Raw genomic sequence first — 16,530 nt, 5'->3', positions numbered from 1 at the left:
CAAGGCAGCTCGGCAGCGCGCGCGTGGAGCGACCGTTCCCTACATGAACTGTCGGCGTGAGGAAGCCTCCGCCATCGCCTGTTGGCGACTCGGTAGCTCTGGCGAGCTCGGTGGCGACAGCCCTGTGGCGCCGACCGTCTCACGGCGCTGCGGGAGCGCTCTTCCTCGAGCGCGCATTGGCGAGGTGGCGCTCGACCAGGGCGACGAGCTCGGCGTGATCGAACGGCTTGGAGAGGTAATCCGCGGCGCCGCGATTCACGGCATCGACGGCCGCCTTCACGGTGGCGTAGCTCGTCATGAGCACGACCGGCGCGCTGCCGCACCGGCCGACGAGCGCCGTGCCTGGCGCGCCTGGCAGGCGCACGTCGGCCAGCACCAGATCGAACGCGCGCAGATCGTGGGCCGCCGCGGCCTCGGCGATCGAGCCCGCCTCGATGACGTCGTGACCGTGGCGGGCGAGCAGCCGGCGGATCTCCATCCGGATGACGACCTCGTCCTCGACAAGCAGGATCCGGCTCATCGCGTCACCTCGGGTGCGCGCCGCGCCCAGATCGCTTTTTCGTGGGTGTCGCGGCGCAGCGCTCCGCGGGCGAGCGGCGCGAGCGGCGCGAGCGGCGCGAGCAGGCGTGTCGCGCTGGCGTCCGCTCCGTGTCCTCCGTGCATGAAACAAGGCTACTCAATACCGCAACGGCTGAATATGCGCGGACGCACGGCGCGGCGTGTTCGAGCGAAGTCGATGAACTGACCGCGTTACCGATCGTAGCGCGGCATGACCGGGTGTTACCGATCGTAGCGCGGCATCCGTCAACACGCGCCTTCGGCGCGGCGGCCGCGGGCCGCGCCGGCGAGCGCGAGCCCGAGCAGCGCTGCCTGGACGAGGCATGTCTCCACCGCAGGGTAGATGCCGAGCGCGGTGAATCGAGGGAGCGGCAGCCGGTGGAGCGGCAACAACCCGCAGAGCTGGAAGGCGGCCACAGCGCGGCCGGCGAGCGGGACGCACAGCAGACAGGCGAGCCAGGCGGGAGGGCTCGCCCAGCGGCGCGCGGCCGCCCGGCTCGCGCGGGTGACCAGCGCCGCGGCGGCGGCGAGCAGCGCGAGCGTGATCAACACGCCGGCCACGGCGGGCGGCGCGACGGGGAGCGACACCCCGAGCGCGGCGTCGAGCGCCGAGAACGCCGCGCCGAAGCCGGCCAGCAGCGCGGCCGCGAACACGGCCGCTCGGCCGCCACGCGACAGGCCGTCACGCGGCGGATCGTGCGAGCGCATCTCCCGCGCGTCGCGCCGCCAGGCGAGCGCCGCCGCGCCGGCGAGCGCCGCGAGCGCGACCGAGATCGTCGCGCCTGCCGTGAGCGTTCGCCAGAAGCCGGCCATGTGCCCGAGCGCCGCCGCGACCCAGGCGGCGAGCGCGAGCAGCAGCGCCGCGCCCGACGCGACGTGGACGACACGCCGGCTCCGTGACGAAGCGACGGCGGCGAGCGCGCCGAGGAACAGCGCCGCAGCGGCGAGCTCGCGCAGCAACAAGCGGCTCGAGACCTGGGCCACGAGCCGACCTGGCGCGCCCCCGGACCGCGCGAGCGCGACCTCGGCGTAGGTCGCGTCGCGCAGGAGCGTGGCCATGCCCGCGTCGAGCGTGTCCGCCGTCGCGCCTGCCGCGAGCTCCGCTCGCAGGGCGAAGGCGCCATCGCCGAGATCGTTCGCGAGCCCCTCCTTCACGGTGCGGACGCTCGCCTCGGCCGCGTCGATGCCGTCGAGCTGGGCGGTGCTGAGCGCCTCGCGCGCATCGACGAGCCTCCCCTCGCGCAGCGCGGCGCGCCCCCTGTCGAGCGCGGCGCGCGCGATGGAGAGGGGATGTGAAGCGGCCTCGCGGCCATAGGCGACGCGCCGCCGGAGCTCCGCGAGGAGCGCCGCGTGCCGCTCGGCGGGGATCCCGCGCGTGGAGAGCTCGGCGCGCAGGTCCGCGTCGGAGCGGACCGCGAGCTCGACCATGGAGTAGTCCGGCAGATCGAGCGGCCTCGGGGTTTCGCCGGGCTGCGGGTGGTGGAGGCCGGCGACGTGGAAGGCGAGGTCCCAGCGGTCGCGGGCGGAGAGAAAGGTGAACGGCACCATGGCCGTGCCGGTGACGCCGAATCGAACCGCGGACTCGACACCGACGGGCGCGAGCTGCTCGGCGATGATCGCGTCGTGGAAGTTCGCCGGGTGCGGGACGAGGGTCGCCGCGCGCCGGGTATCGGCGTACCCCGTCGGGCCGTGGCAGGTGGCGCAGTTCTCCTGGTAGAGGGCCGCGCCGCGCTCCGCGTCGGGCCGCGAGAGCGGCGCCTCGGCCAGCCGGAAGGCGGCCGCGACCCGGTCGCGCGCGCCCCTGGCCGCGATGGCGACTTGATCCGCAGCGACCTTCGCCTCGACGAGCTCACGCACGCCGACGATGCCCTGCGCGAGGTCGCCCGCCCCGCTCTCGAGCGCGGACGGCTGGATGCGGGAGGCGACCTGGATCGCCTCACCGAGCAGCGCCAGCTGCTCGTCATACTCGATGACGCTGGTGACGGCGCCGTTCGCGACGCACCCGCCATAGTCCATGGCGACGTAGCCGAGCACATGGACGAGGCGGCGCGCCTCGACCTCGGCCGGCTCCCCCGGGTCTGCCAGCGCAGGGCGCTCGCCCAGGAGCAGGACGGCGGCCATGGCGGCCGCGCTGACCGCCGCCATGGCGGTGAGCCTGGCCGTCGCTGCCCGCGGGCTACTCGGGAATCGTGGAAGTCGCGGGGTGGCGCCGGCCCGCGTCGGCGATCCAGCGCACACCCCCGTCGCGATCATGCGCCCAGGTCGCGCGCGGAGAGGAGTGAGAAATCGCGATGACACATATCCCTCATACAATCGAAATAGAGTTCATGCTAGCTTCCCTCGATCGTGCAGCGACCCCGCTGCTCGACGACAATGCTTTGAGGTCCTCCTGATGATGATCCTGCCGCGTGGCGCTCAGGGGCGCCGCACCAGCTGGCCAGGAAGCAGAAAGGTTTTGCAAGACTGACCTACCGCTGTCGCTCGAGGTGGCTACGGGCGAAGGCCCCAGCGTCCATTCTCCGTGCGAGCCTCGGTGCAAGAGCAAGCGGACGCGGCTGACGCGGCTGAGCGCTGGGACGACGAGCGCCAACCGTCGACGCCGGGCACGCATTCAGTGTTGGCCGGTGTTGGCGCGCGTTCGACAGTGGCGACGGAATTCCATTGTGCTTTGAGTACGCCCTGACCAGTCACTGCCCTCCGGCGCCGCTCAGAGACAGAGACCAGAGTGGTCTGCCGTCGGCGCGAGGCTCTCCGATTTAAGATGATCTCTCAAGTGTGTTTTCGGTAAGATGGTAGCAGCGCGTTCACGTCCGATGCGCTGATCGCGCACGGTATCAGGCGCGATGCGATCGCTTTCGTGACCGTGCCGGGAAGGCGCCCGGCTCGCCGCATGGCGAGCGTTTGTTGGAGGCAAGGCGGGATGAATCAGGAAGCTCGGAGGGTGAAGCAATGAAATTGAACCCCGGACATCTGGCCGCAGCGTCGGTGGCAGTGACGATGGCGTGGGCCGGCCAGGCGGCCGCCCAGTCGGTGATGAGGCAGCCCTATCTGCAGTCGTTGACGCCCAACTCGGTCTACGTGGTGTGGACGACCGACGTGGGCACGAACAGCCGCGTGCGCTACGGGACCGATCCGGCGAATCTGACGCAGACGGTGGATCTCGGCGCGCTCGCGACCCAGCACGAGGTGTTCATCGGCGGTCTCACGCCGAACACCCGCTACTACTACAGCGTCGGTACATCGAGCGCGGTGCTGGCAGGGGGCTCCTCCTCCTTCTACTTCGAGACGGCGCCGACCGTGTCCACGCCGAAGAAGTTCCGGGCGTGGATCATCGGCGACACCGGCTACGGCGGCACAGCGCCCTGGGCGACGCGAGACGCGATGCTGAACGCCGTCGGCGCGTACCGCCCCAACCTGTTCCTGCACATGGGGGACATGGCGTACAACTTCGGCACCACCGAGGAGTTCACCAACGGCTTCTTCAATCAGTACGCGACGATCCTTCGCAACACGGTCGTGTGGCCGACGTTCGGCAACCACGAGGGCCTGAGCTCCGACTCGGCGACGCAGACCGGTCCTTATTACACCGCCTACGTGCTCCCCGCCGCCGGGGAGGCCGGCGGGGTCCCCTCCGGTACGGAGGCTTACTACTCATACGACTATGCGAACGTCCACTTCGTCGTGCTCGACGGTTATGGCTCCTCGCGTTACTCGACCGGCGCGATGGCGGCCTGGCTCGCCGCCGATCTCGCCGCGACGGATCAGGACTGGATCATCGCGTACATGCATTTTCCGATGTACACGAAGGGCACGCACGACTCGGACGATGACTGGCTGATCATCGAGCACCGGGAGAACCTCGCGCCCATCCTCGATGCGGGCGGGGTCGACCTGGTGCTCGCGGGCCATTCGCACAATTACGAGCGCTCGTTCCTCGTCGACGGTGCCTACGATACGCCGACCACGGCGGCGGGGCACATCGTCGATGGGCACGATGGCAAGCCGCTCGGCGACGGCCCCTACGTGAAGCTCCCTGGGAAGGGGAGCCACGAAGGGGCGGTCCATGTCGTCGCCGGCCACGGCACGTACGTGGGCGGCTTCGGGGGTCACCCGCTCATGTACTTCAGCGAGCAGCAGAGCGGCTCGTGCCTCCTCGACGTCGAGGACAACCGGCTCACGGTCTCCAACGTTCGCTACGATGGCGTGATCAGCGATCGCTTCGCCATGGTGAAGGGAACGGCCATCGACGTCGCGGCGCCCGACGGCGGGGAGCGCCTGCCGCCGGGCGGCATCTACCCGATCCGCTGGGCGACCGTCGGGAACATCCCCTCCGTGCGGATCGAGTACACGACCGACAACGGCGCGACCTGGACCACGATCGCGAGCAGCGCCGCGAACACGGGCCGCTACAACTGGGTGGTTCCCTCCATCGACACGACGACGGCCCTCGTGCGCGTCTCGGACGCCGAGCACCCGCTGCTCTCCGACGAGAGCAACGCCGGCTTCACGATCCAGAGCCTCCCCCGCACGGCGGTCTACTTCGGCGATTACTGGGTTTACGACGACCTGGGCGTCGACCGGGGCACGGCCTGGCGAAACCTCACGTACGACGACTCCTCGTGGAAGGGGGGCTGGGGGCAGCTCGGCTACGGCGACGGCGGGGAGAGCACGGCCCTCTACCGGGCCACGCCGTCGTATCCGACCGCCTACTTCCGAAAGATCATCCCGATCGACGGGCCGGTCGCGCAGGCGACCCTGAAGCTCATCCACGACGACGGCGTGGTCGTCTGGCTCAACGGCACCCAGGTGGCCTCGAAGCGCGTGACCGGCACGGCCTACGGTGACTATGCGTCCGCGGAGTCGCGCGACGACGAGCTCACCACCGTGACGCTCTCCCCGAGCTCTTTCGTGGTCGGAAGCAACATCCTCGCCGTGATGGTCAAGCAATCGGCCCCCAATTCGACCGATCTGTCCTTCGACATGGAGCTGACGCTCACCTATGCGCCACCGGGCAGCGGGAGCAGCAGCAGCTCGAGCTCGTCCAGCAGCTCGAGCTCGTCCAGCAGTTCGAGCGTATCCAGCTCGAGCTCGTCCAGCAGCACGAGCAGCAGCACGAGCGTATCGAGCACGAGCAGCAGCAGCACGAGCGCCTCCAGCACGAGCAGCAGCAGCAGCACGAGCGCCTCCAGCACCAGCACAGGCAGCGTCATGATGAGCAGCGCGATGAGCGTGGGCAGCAGCGGCTCGGGCGGGGCGGGCGGCGCCGGCTCCGGAGGCACGCCCGTGTGCAGGACCGTGCAGCGCGGCGTCTTCGGCACGGTCTGGGACGCGACGCTCTGGTCGGCCTCGCCGACCTACAAGGAAGGGTCGTACCCGTCGATCTATACGGGTGGAGCCGGCACCGGAGGCTTCCGTGCTGCGCTTGTCTGGTTCGACCTCTCGTTCATCCCCGCGGGCGCGCCGGTCTACTCGGCCACCTTGACGATCAATCAGGTGTACAAGTCGGCGGTCACCACCGTTCGTCTCCACGAGGCCCTCGCGCCCTGGGGCGAGACGACCGTGAGCTGGTCCAGCTACAACCAGAGCTGGGAGTCGCTCAGCTTCGCGTCGATCGTCACCGTCAACGGCACCGGCGATCGGACCGCCAACCTCACCGACCTGGTGCAGGACTGGGTAGATGGCGTCCTCCCGAATTACGGGTTCGTGATGGAAGAGGACGTGGCGGGGGCGACCCAGTGGCGGGCCAGCGAAGACACAACGGCGTCGCGCCGCCCGCGCCTCGAGGTCTGCTACGCACAGTGACCGCGCAGGGCAGCGCCCCGGCGGGCATCGCCGGGCGACCTCGTCGCCCCCTGCGCGTCCAGGGTCTCCCATCCATCCTTGTTGAGCGCTGAGCGCCGCGCTGGCCAGCTTGGTTGCGCGGCCCAGCCGCACTGTCTACGCTCGTCCGCCGAACAGCGAGCGATCCGCGAGCGCCGCGGCGGGCTGTCGAGGCCCGCCGCTGGCGCGCGGTGGCGCTGAAAGGGAGGGGATCGTCCATGTGCGGCATTGCTGGATGGGTGGACTACGAGCGCGATCTGACGCTGGAGCGCGATGTCCTGCAGACGATGACAGCGACGATGAAGCTCCGCGGCCCGGACGACGAAGGGGTATGGCTCGCCCCGCGCGCGGGCCTCGGGCACCGCCGCCTCGCCATCATCGATCTCGAGGGGGGCCGCCAGCCGATGATCGCCGACCAGGACGGCGCGCCGGTGGCCGTGCTCATCTACACGGGCGAGGTCTACAATTTCCGCGAGCTGCGCGCCGAGCTCGAGGCCCAGGGCCATCGCTTCAAGACGCACAGCGACACCGAGGTCGTGCTCCATGCGTATCTCGAGTGGGGCGCGGGCTTCCCCCGGCGGCTCAACGGAATGTATGCCTTCGCCCTCTGGGACGTCCGCGCAGAGGAGCTCCTGCTCGTGCGGGATCGGCTGGGCATCAAGCCGCTGTTCTACCAGCGGATCGGCTCGGCGGTGCTCTTCGGCTCCGAGCCCAAGGCCATCCTCGCGAACCCGCTCGCGTCGCCGGTCGTGGACGTGGGCGGCCTGCGCGAGCTCCTCGCCTTCGTCAAGACGCCGGGGGCCGGCGTGTTCCGCGACATGCGAGAGGTCCGCCCAGGCCATGTCGTGCACGTGCGGAGGGACGGGATCTCCGAGCGCCGGTACTGGGCGCTCGAGTCCAGGCCACACGAGGACGACCTGCAGGCCACGATCCGCACGGTCCGCGGGCTGCTCGAGGACACCGTGGCGCGACAGCTCATCTCCGATGTGCCCCTTTGCTCCCTCCTGTCCGGAGGGCTCGACTCGAGCGCCGTGACCGCGCTCGCGCAGCGGGCGCTCAGGGCAGAGGGCGCGGGGCCCGTGCGCTCCTTCTCCGTCGAGTTCGCGGGGCACGCAGAGCACTTCACGCCGGACGCGCTGCGGAGCACGCAGGACACGCCGTACGTCGCCGAGGTCGCGCGGCACGTCGGGTCGGACCACGCGGGGATCGTGCTCTCCGCAGCCCAGCTGGCCGACCCCGAGATCCGCGCCGCCGTGGTGCGCGCCCGGGATGTCCCGATCGCCTTCGGGGACCTGGATACGTCGCTGTACCTCCTCTTCCGCGCCATTCGCGAGCGCTCCACGGTGGCGCTCTCCGGCGAGTCGGCCGACGAGGTCTTCGGCGGATACCCTTGGTTCCACGACCCGGAGATGGTGGCGGCGGAGACGTTCCCCTGGATCGCCATGCGCATGAAGATCCGGGGCGCGAGCGCCGCCGCTCAGCTGCTCGCCCCCGCGCTCCTCGCGCAGATCGACCTTCCTGGCCACGTCGCCGCGCGCTACCGGGAAGCCCTCGCCGAGGTCCCGCGCCTGCCGGGCGAGGACGGAGCGGAGCGGCGCATGCGGGAGATAGGCTATCTGCACCTGACGCGGTTCCTGCCGATCCTGCTCGACCGCAAGGATCGCATGAGCATGGCGACCGGCCTCGAGGTCCGGGTCCCGTTCTGCGACCACCGGCTCGTGGAGTACGTGTTCAACGCGCCCTGGTCGATGAAGACCTTCGATGGGCGCGAGAAGAGCCTGCTGCGCGCCGCGTCCGAGGATCTCCTGCCGCGCTCGGTGCTCGACCGGCGCAAGAGCCCGTATCCGGCGACGCAGGATCCAGCGTATACGGAGCGGCTCCGAGGCCAGCTCGCGGGGCTCCTCGCCCGGAAGGACGCGCCGGTGCTGCCGCTCCTCGACATGGACCGCGCCCGCGCCGTCGCCTCGGAGTCCGGGGGAGCGGTCGATGAGCTCGCCCGGTCGAGCATGCATCAGGTGCTCCTCCTCAACGACTGGCTGACGCGTTATCGGATCAAGCTCGCGCTCTGAGCCGCCGTGGCTGGCGCCGTCGGCGAGCGCGACCGCGGCCGCGCCCGGAGGGCAGGCTCGCGCCGTCGAGCCGCCGGCGGGCTCATGTGTCAACCGCCGGTTGACATCGTTGACGGCGGCCCATGACAGCGGCGAGCGTGCCTGTTCGCCGAAGCGGGTGAAACGCTGTCCTTCAGCGGAAAAGTGCAATCATGGTGCCCTGAGCTGCGGCCGCGGGGGATGGCGCGCTGTGGCCTGGGCATTGCTCTGACGTGGAGACACGAAGCCATGACAAGACATCACGTAGACATCGCGAGGACATGACGACCCGTGGGGGAGGGGTGCGGAGAGGGAGTGAAGGGTGGGAGTCGTCGGTCGCGCGCAACGTTAAAGATTGAGGGATAACATCATGAGCTTGAGATTGACCTATGCTTTCGGTACCCTGCTGTCGTTTGGTCTCGTCGGCTGCCTTGCGGCAGACGGCGCCGACCTGGATGTGGACGTGGACTCGGCGAGCGACGCGCTCAGCGCCGTGAGGATAGAGGCCGAGAACCAGAACTGGTCCATCTCGTCGGGCGACAAGATCGAAGACAACGCGGACAACGTGAAGCTCCGCGCCAACCAGAGCGGGGATACCTTCAAGTTCTCCGCGTCGGTCGCGTCCGGCACATACAAGATCGTCCTTCGTTACGCCAAGCGGAACGTGTACGGCAAGTACGAGCTCGCCGTGAAGGGATCGTCGGTGAAGTCCTTCGACGCTTATGGCTCCTCCACCGGCGACAGCTGGACGACCGCGACGCTCGGGGAGAAATCGCTCTCTGGCAATGTCGAGTTCGCGCTCAACTGCAAGGGCAAGAACTCCTCGTCGTCCGGGTACGATCTGAAGGTCGATTACATCGAGCTCGTGCCGGTGGGCGGCGGCGACTCTGGCGGGAGCTCGGGCGGCAGCAGCTCGGGCGGCGGCACCACCACGGCGGGGAACGGCGGCGTCGTCAGCTCGACGATCATCGTGAAGGCGGGCGAGACGTTCGACGGCGGCGGCAAGCGGTACATCGCCGACAAGAACACGCTCGGGGACGGCAGCCAGGCCGAGGATCAGAAGCCGGTGTTCAAGCTCGAGGACGGTGCGAAGCTGAAGAACGTGGTCCTCGGCGCGCCGGCGGCCGACGGCATTCACACGTACGGCAACGTCACGCTCGAGAACATCGTCTGGGAGGACATCGGCGAAGACGCCCTGACGGTCAAGAAGTCCGGCACCGTGGTGCTGAACGGCGGCTCCGCGAAGAACGGCGACGACAAGGTGTTCCAGATCAACGCGGCCAGCACGTTCAAGGTGTCGAATTTCACGGCGCAAAACGCCGGCAAGTTCATCCGGCAGAACGGCGGGACCGACTTCAAGGTCGACGTCTTCATCGACCGGTGCGACATCTCGAAGATGAAGGAGTCCATTTTCAGGACGGACAGCAGCAGCAGCAGCGTGACGATGACGAACACCCGCTACAGCGGCATCGGCAAAGAGCTCTTCATGGGCGTGAGCTCGTCGAAGATCACGACGTCCAACAACACGCAATACTGATCCAGCTGCCCCCGCGGGATGACAGGGGGTGGCGGGAAAGGCGTATTGACCCCCTGAAGGGCTGGAGTGGGACGCCCCGGCGCCGGGCGAGATCTCGTTGGTTCTGCACATTTCCGCCAGGGCAGGAGCGTCCTCGCGCGCGCTCCCGAGCGCTCTTGCGCGGTGTCAAGGGTCAAGGATCCTCCGCGCCGGCTCCATCTCTTCGGCGGAGTGACGAGCCCCGCGGAGCGGTGCGTCGTGATGAGAACGTTCACACGGGTGTTGCGTACTGCCTCCATCGCTCAGCGCTCCGGGAAATGTACCGCAAAATTGCGGATCTTTAGTCGCGAGGCGAAGCGACTGCCATCGCGGTAGGAACGCCGGTGTGGCATCATGCGCCAATGCGTACCATCACGGATAGGCTCACACGTAGCGCTCGATACCTCGCCTTCGCGGCCATGCCATTCGCCGTACTGAACTGCTCCAGCAGCGATCCCGATGTGTCGGGGGACGGCGGGAGCACCGCGGCGAGCACCGGCTCCCCGAGCGCCAGCAGCAGCAGCGCCAGCAGCAGCAGCAGCGCCAACAGCTCGAGCTCGAGCGGAGGCGACCCCGCGACCACCACGACGTCGGGGGCCGGGGGCAACGGAGAGGGGGGCGCGACGGGAGCAGGCGGAAGCGGAGAGGGCGGCTCGGGAGGGAGCGGCGGCGCGCCCTCCGAGGAGTTCTCGCTCGCGAGCACCAATCACGCGGAAGGCGCCAAGTTCGCCGACAAGTACACCTGCCAGACCGCCGGCTTCCAGAACAGCGTCATGCCGGAGCTCCACTGGACCCCGGGGCCTGCGGGCACGAAGAGCTACGCCATCACCTTCATCGATGTCACCCTGGCGCACGCGACGCCGTCGCAGCCCAACGGCTATCACTGGGTTCTGTACAACATTCCTGCCACCACCACCTCGCTGCCCGAGGGGTTCAAGCAGGCGGACGCGACGGCGCTTGGCGCCAAGCAGAACTCGAACTACCTCGGGCCCTGCCCCAACTTCGGCAGCAGCACCGGCGCGAAGACCGACACCTACGAGTTCACGATCTACGCGCTCGCCGAGGAATCGATCACGATCACGGGCACCAGCACGGCTGCAGTGAGGGACGCGGAGACCAAGCTCGAGGCGAAGCACCTCGAGAGCGCGAAGCTCACCGGCACGTCCAACGCCTTCTCGACTCGATGAAGCGGTAGCGGGCGTCGACGCCCGCGGGGGCCTTGCGGCCGCAGGACGGCACGAGGCCCCCGCGCTCGCCGCGCGAACTCGCGCGGTCCTTCGTTCAGCGGTGTGAGGGCGATCCGCTCACGGACGCGGAGGTGGCCGATCTCATGGCCTTCCTCTCCTCGCTGACGGATCCCAGCTCGCTCAACTTGCACCACCTGATCCCGGAGAGCGTGCCGAACGGGCTGCCCGTCGACGATTGAGCGGCAGGAGCCACGGCCGTCTGGAGCTCTCCCATGCTTTCTCGATCCTGAAGCATCCTCTCGAATGTTTCGAGAGATTCACAGGGAGGCGGGGAGGCGAGGAGTAAAGTCCCATGAATCTCCCTGTCTCCCCGCCTCCCTGTTCAAATTTCTCTTCCCCAAAATGCCAACAAAATGAGGGGATTTGTCAGCTCTCGATCCTGACCCCGGGGTCGCAGGTGCGATGTCTCGATGACCGTCGTCGGACGCGCAGCGCCTGCTGATGCTCGATCCGTCCGTCATCCAGAGGTGGGCTCCCGGCGGCGGCCCTCCGGACGCTTCGGGGTCTGCTGCGGGGAAGACAGGCTCTCTGCCAGCTTGCCGCTCCCCTGTTCGATCAGCTTCTTCTCGTACCAGGGCCGTGTGGCCTGCGCGCGAGCGAGATAGGCGAGCGCGATGACGCCGAGGAGCGGCAAGGCGGCGTAGGCCACGGAGTGGGCCGTCACGTCGGGGCCGATCGCGCTGGCTGAGCTCCACGAGGGGACATGGCGCGCCTTCACCGTCTCGCCCTCGCGGAGCCGGGCGAATGCGCCGTGGGACACCTCATCGGAGAACGCGGCGCCGCTCTCGCCCCGCATCGTGACCTCGAAGCGGGTGTGGTCGCCGTCCTCGTTCTCCTGGAGCTGCGTCACGCGGACGTCCACCGTCTCCCCCAGCCAGCGGCGCGCGTGGAAGGCCGCGAACGCCATGTTGAACGCGAGCGACGCGACGGCCGCAGCGATGGCCCACCGCTTGTGGAACGCCGCCCTGCGCGCGAACCGCTCGCCGAGCGGCTCGGACGAGAGGAGCATGCGCCCCCCGCGCAGGGGCACGAGCAGGTATCCCTGCGCCTGCTCGCGGTACCCCTGGGCTTGCGCCTCGGGATCGGGCGCGCGCCGGAGCTCACCGATCGCGAAGACCCGCTCGCCTGGCATGAGCTCGGCCACGCGGACGCGCCGGGTGAGATCGACCCGGATCATGCCGTCGAGCACGTCGACGAGCTTCACGTCCTCGCCCGGCTCGACCCGGATGCGCGCGCCGGACGCGTGGCGGAGATAGAAGGGGTGGACACGGACCTTGCGGCCGGTCTCGGCCCACTGGTGGCTCCAGATCCCGGAGGTCTCGGACTCGGACCCCTCCTGCTCGACCTCGACGCGCACCGCCACGTCCACGCCTTGCTCCCGCTCGACGGTGCCCACGACGACGGCCTCGCCGGGCGCGAGCGCGGCGCCGGGCATGAACGAGGCCTCGGCCTGCGCGGCGGCGCGGCGCTGCCGGCGCGAGAGCCGGAGCGCGAGCGCCGCGAGGACGAGCAAGCCGACCGTCGCGACGCCGTCCACCAGGAGCGACGACAGCTCGGCGTCGAGGTGGTATCGGCTCACGAGCAGCCAGATCCGGGGTTCCATGGCCCGCCATGAGAGCGCAAACCGGCGCACCCGTGCGAAAAACCCGGCGCGCGCCTACCTTCCGGAGGAACGATGCCTGCCACGCCGCCGCCCTTCCGCGTCCACGAGCCTGACACGGCGGGGCCGATCGTCGTCGAGGTCCCGCACGCGAGCCTCGTCGTGGACGAGCTCGCGGCGCGCTTCACGCGCGTGCCGGAGCGCGCCCTCACGGCCGACGCGGACGTCGCGGCGGACGCGCTCTTCGGCGACGTCACGCTCGAGGGGGCCGCGCTCGTCGTGGCGACGGCGAGCCGCTTCGTCATCGATCTCAACACGGCCCCGCGCGTGCCCACGCCCTACGAGGACAAGCTGCCCTACGGGCTGCGGGAGGTGCGGCGGCGCTCCGCGAGCGGCGAGCAGTGGCTCGAGAGCCCGCCGCCGCGCGCGGAGGTCGAGCGCCGCGTCCGCGACGTGTTCGAGCCGTACCACGCGGAGGTCGCCGCGCGCCTCGCCGACGCGCGCGCGCGCCACGGCGTCGTGATCCTCGTCTCCGGGCACACGTACCCTGACGTCATGTTCCCGGGCGCAGCCGATGTCGTGCTCGGGACCCGGCGCGGCGAGAGCGCGGCGAGCTGGGCGCGCGACGCGGTCGCCGAGGTCGCGCGCGCGCACGGCCTCTCGCTCGCGCTCGACGATCCGTTCCCCGGCGGCCACGCGATCGAGCGGCACGCGCGCCGCGACGAAGGGGTCCACGCGCTCCAGATCGAGATCGCCCGCAGGCTCTACTGCGACGCGCGCACCCTCGCCCTCCGTCCCGACGATGTCGCGCGCCTCCGGGGCTTTACCCGCAGCGTCATCGCCGCGCTCACGAGTGCAGCCGCGCGATAACGCGGCACGCACACGGTACGGCCGCAGCGCGCACACGGTACGCGCGCAGGACGCACACGGTACGCGCGCAGGGCGCACACAGACACGGCGCGCGCGCGGTGAGGGCACGGCACACGCGCGGTGATGGCGCGGCGTACGCGCGGTGAGCGCGCGGCACACGACCTCAACGAGCTCGGCAGGCGCGCAGCATCGAGCCTGCGCTGCTCGGCGAACGTCGCACAGGTGCGCGCTCGTCCCACCACCGGATCCGCTGTTCCACAGCACTCTCGTGGCGCATGCAGACGTTGACACCGCGACACGATGCACGGAGATTCCGCCCTCAACACCAGGCCAGGGATGGGGAGGCTCTCCATGCGCCCAGACGGTTTTTCGCTCTCGTGCTCGGCGCTCGCCAGCGTCGCTTTCATCGGCTTCCGCGGTACCGAGCACGTCTCGCAGCCGTATGAGTTCGAGCTCTTCTTCTCCGTCCCAACGAGCACCGACGTGCGCAAGGCGGTGGGCGAGCGGGCGACGGTGCGCGCGAGCCGCGGCGACGGGAAGGACCCGCTCGTCGTGCACGGCGTCATCGCGAGCGTTCGCCTCTTGCACCAGAACGCGGAGCGGGCGCTGTACCAGGCGCTGCTCGTGCCGAAGCTCTGGTTCCTGCGCCACTTCTGGCGCAGCCACGTCTTCACGAACCAGCCCGTCAAGGAGTTCCTCTCGGCGACGCTCCAGAACGGCGGGCTCGCGGGCAGCGACTTCCGCTTCTCGATCAACGACGGCGACTACCCGGTCGAGGAGTTCGTCGCGCAGTACCGCGAGACGCACCTCGCGTTCTTTCACCGGTGGCTCGAGCGCGAGGGCCTCTACTACTTCTTCGAGCACCCGGAGGACGGGCCCGGTGAGGTGCTCGTCATCGTCGACGATCGCGGGCTGCACGACGATTTCCCGGGGGGCGGGGTCGTGCGCTACGTCCCGCTCTTCGGCGACGACGTGACCGCGCCGCCGGGCCTGCACCACATCGAGCAGAACGTGCAGTGGCTGCCGAAGACGGTCACCATCGCCGACTACAACTACTCGAACCCGTCCGCGTCGGTGAAGGGCGAGAGCAGCATCACCGCGAACGGGGTGGGCGCGATCCGCGAGTACGGCTTCCGCGTCTTCGTGCAGAGCGACGCCGAGCGCCTCGCGCAGGTGCGCGCGCAGTCGATCGGCTGCCGCGAGGTGACCCTGCGCGGGAGCGGCGACGCGCTCGGGCCGCGGGCCGGGTACCGGTTCTCGCTGGACGATCAGCCTGCCGACATCGTCGACCAGTGGCTCGCGCTGGAGGTGCAGCACAGCGCGTCGATCGCCGGGATCACGCCCGAGATCGCGCGGCTGACGGGGCTCTCGGGCAAGGACATCTACGCGATCAAGCTGCTCGCGATCCCGGCCGACGTGCAGTTCCGCGCGCCGCAGGCGACGCAGTGGCCGCGCATCTACGGGTTCGAGAACGCGATCGTGTGCGGCGCCGCCGACAGCCAGTACGCGCAGATCGACGCCGACGGCCGCTACCTCGTGCGCTTCGAGTTCGACACGAGCGGGCTGCCCGACGCGCGCATCTCGACGCGCGTGCGCATGATGCAGCCCCACGGCGGGACGACGGAGGGCTTCCATTTCCCGCTGCGCAAGGGCACCGAGGTGATGATCGCCTTCCTCGGCGGCGACCCGGACCGGCCCTTCATCGCCGGCGTCGTGCCCAACGCGCACCGGCCGAGCGTCGTCGCGGAGCGCAACCTCAGCCAGAACATCATCCGGACCGGGAGCGGCAACCAGCTCGTGCTCGAGGACGAGCAGGGCAAGGAGTTCATCTTCCTCCACACGCCGAACAACCGCACCGGCATCTACATGGGGACGCCGAGCGGCAACCACGGCTCGGTCTACACGGGCGACGGCGACACGCAGACCGGCACGTTCCTGTCCCCCGAGAACGCCGATCCGGCCATCGCCGGCAGCAGCCTCGTCGACGTCACGTTCAGCTATCTCGAGACGACCTCGGGGGACGGCGGCTCATGGATCGGCGGCGACTCCTGGGAGAACGTCAGCGGCAACAAGTTCAGCATGGTGGTCGGCAACCTCTGGGCGGGCGTCGGCGGGACGTACACGTACCAGGTCACCGGCGCGGCGACGGAGACCTACTACGCGACGCGCACGACCACGATCAAGACGGGCCGCGTGGACACCGTGGAAGCCGGCGGGATGAAGCAGACGATCACCGACGGGATGACGCTGACCATCACGAGCGGCGGGATGAAGCACGACGTCCACGGCAAGTTCGAGCAGACGATCGAGCCGGAGGGGTCGTCGACGGTGACCGGGCCGTGGATGCACAAGGTCACGGCCGAGAACTTCGACGACTACAAGAGCTGGAAGACGGAGGTCGCCACCACCTGGAAGGGCCACTTCGGCGGGGACGTCGACCTGAAGTCCGACACGAACTTCCTGATCAAGGCGCCCAACGCGAAGATCACGGCCACCAACCTGAAGTGGGAGGTGCTCGGGCTGACGTTCGACCTCACGCCGAACAAGCACGAGCTCTTCTTCTACAAGGGCGCGAGCGGCGTCATCAAGACGGACCACGCCGTGCTCGCCCAGCAGGCCTACTTGCTCAAGCTCGAGACGTCGTTGATCAAGCTCGACTACTTCGCGTTCGATAAGAAGGACGCCGCCGCCAAGATGGATCAGTTCGGCACCTACCTGAAGCAGCAGGCCATCGCCCTGACCCTCGCGGGGGTCATCGCGTGGAACAGCGCCTTCACGAAGATCTGAGCGCGG

General features: G+C 69.4%; 9 protein-coding genes. 6 read left to right on the top strand and 3 right to left on the bottom strand.

Features of this window, described 5'->3' with window-relative positions; translation table 11 throughout:
• Positions 1–139: 139 nt before the first annotated feature.
• Both WME79_RS27665 and WME79_RS27660 read right to left on the bottom strand, forming a co-directional pair.
• The gene (locus WME79_RS27665; RefSeq protein WP_437520682.1) at positions 140–520 is read right to left on the bottom strand and encodes a response regulator; all 381 of its coding nucleotides are present in this window, start codon (positions 518–520) and stop codon (positions 140–142) included.
• Between the two features lie 284 nt (positions 521–804).
• Positions 805–2,703, bottom strand: a complete 1,899-nt coding sequence (locus WME79_RS27660) for a c-type cytochrome (protein WP_437520681.1) — start codon at positions 2,701–2,703, stop codon at positions 805–807.
• 804 nt (positions 2,704–3,507) lie between these two features.
• On the opposite strand from WME79_RS27660, the gene WME79_RS27655 reads away from it, so the two are divergent.
• The 4 genes from WME79_RS27655 (at position 3,508) to WME79_RS27640 (ending at position 11,207) form a co-directional block, all read left to right on the top strand.
• A complete protein-coding gene (locus WME79_RS27655; RefSeq protein ID WP_437520679.1) occupies positions 3,508–6,360 on the top strand; it encodes a DNRLRE domain-containing protein in 2,853 nt (950 codons plus the stop codon).
• 236 nt (positions 6,361–6,596) lie between these two features.
• Complete coding sequence (gene asnB, locus WME79_RS27650) at positions 6,597–8,447, top strand: asparagine synthase (glutamine-hydrolyzing) (RefSeq protein WP_437520678.1); 1,851 nt, start codon at positions 6,597–6,599, stop codon at positions 8,445–8,447.
• Positions 8,448–9,336: 889 nt separating this feature from the next.
• Complete coding sequence (locus WME79_RS27645) at positions 9,337–10,002, top strand: pectate lyase (RefSeq protein ID WP_437539966.1); 666 nt, start codon at positions 9,337–9,339, stop codon at positions 10,000–10,002.
• Positions 10,003–10,439: 437 nt separating this feature from the next.
• Complete coding sequence (locus WME79_RS27640; protein WP_437520676.1) at positions 10,440–11,207, top strand: YbhB/YbcL family Raf kinase inhibitor-like protein; 768 nt, start codon at positions 10,440–10,442, stop codon at positions 11,205–11,207.
• Between the two features lie 517 nt (positions 11,208–11,724).
• Here WME79_RS27640 and WME79_RS27635 read toward each other — a convergent pair.
• Positions 11,725–12,870 (bottom strand): hypothetical protein, encoded by a 1,146-nt coding sequence (locus WME79_RS27635; protein WP_437520674.1) that lies wholly within the window; start codon positions 12,868–12,870, stop codon positions 11,725–11,727.
• A gap of 72 nt (positions 12,871–12,942) precedes the next feature.
• Between WME79_RS27635 and WME79_RS27630 the strand changes: the two genes are divergently transcribed.
• Together WME79_RS27630 and WME79_RS27625 are read left to right on the top strand one after the other, a co-directional pair.
• Positions 12,943–13,737 carry an N-formylglutamate amidohydrolase gene (locus WME79_RS27630; protein ID WP_437520672.1) on the top strand — a complete coding sequence of 265 codons (795 nt, stop codon included), beginning with the start codon at positions 12,943–12,945 and terminating at the stop codon, positions 13,735–13,737.
• A 351-nt stretch (positions 13,738–14,088) separates the two neighbouring features.
• On the top strand, positions 14,089–16,524 hold the full coding sequence (locus tag WME79_RS27625; RefSeq protein WP_437520670.1) for a type VI secretion system Vgr family protein: 2,436 nt from the start codon (positions 14,089–14,091) through the stop codon (positions 16,522–16,524).
• The last annotated feature ends 6 nt before the right edge of the window (positions 16,525–16,530 follow it).

It is taken from the genome of Sorangium sp. So ce726 (assembly GCF_051521405.1).
GTDB lineage: Bacteria > Myxococcota_A > Polyangia > Polyangiales > Polyangiaceae > Sorangium.
This window is presented reverse-complemented; position numbering and strand designations above follow the sequence as displayed.

What these genes read in the sequence shown, in the direction of transcription:
- WME79_RS27665 (WP_437520682.1), bottom strand. Translation starts at nt 520, where the DNA reads ATGAGCCGGATCCTGCTTGTCGAGGACGAGGTCGTCATCCGGATGGAG.
- WME79_RS27660 (WP_437520681.1), bottom strand. Translation starts at nt 2,703, where the DNA reads ATGGCGGCGGTCAGCGCGGCCGCCATGGCCGCCGTCCTGCTCCTGGGC.
- WME79_RS27655 (WP_437520679.1), top strand. Translation starts at nt 3,508, where the DNA reads ATGAAATTGAACCCCGGACATCTGGCCGCAGCGTCGGTGGCAGTGACG.
- asnB (WP_437520678.1), top strand. Translation starts at nt 6,597, where the DNA reads ATGTGCGGCATTGCTGGATGGGTGGACTACGAGCGCGATCTGACGCTG.
- WME79_RS27640 (WP_437520676.1), top strand. Translation starts at nt 10,440, where the DNA reads ATGCCATTCGCCGTACTGAACTGCTCCAGCAGCGATCCCGATGTGTCG.
- WME79_RS27635 (WP_437520674.1), bottom strand. Translation starts at nt 12,870, where the DNA reads ATGGAACCCCGGATCTGGCTGCTCGTGAGCCGATACCACCTCGACGCC.
- WME79_RS27630 (WP_437520672.1), top strand. Translation starts at nt 12,943, where the DNA reads ATGCCTGCCACGCCGCCGCCCTTCCGCGTCCACGAGCCTGACACGGCG.
- WME79_RS27625 (WP_437520670.1), top strand. Translation starts at nt 14,089, where the DNA reads ATGCGCCCAGACGGTTTTTCGCTCTCGTGCTCGGCGCTCGCCAGCGTC.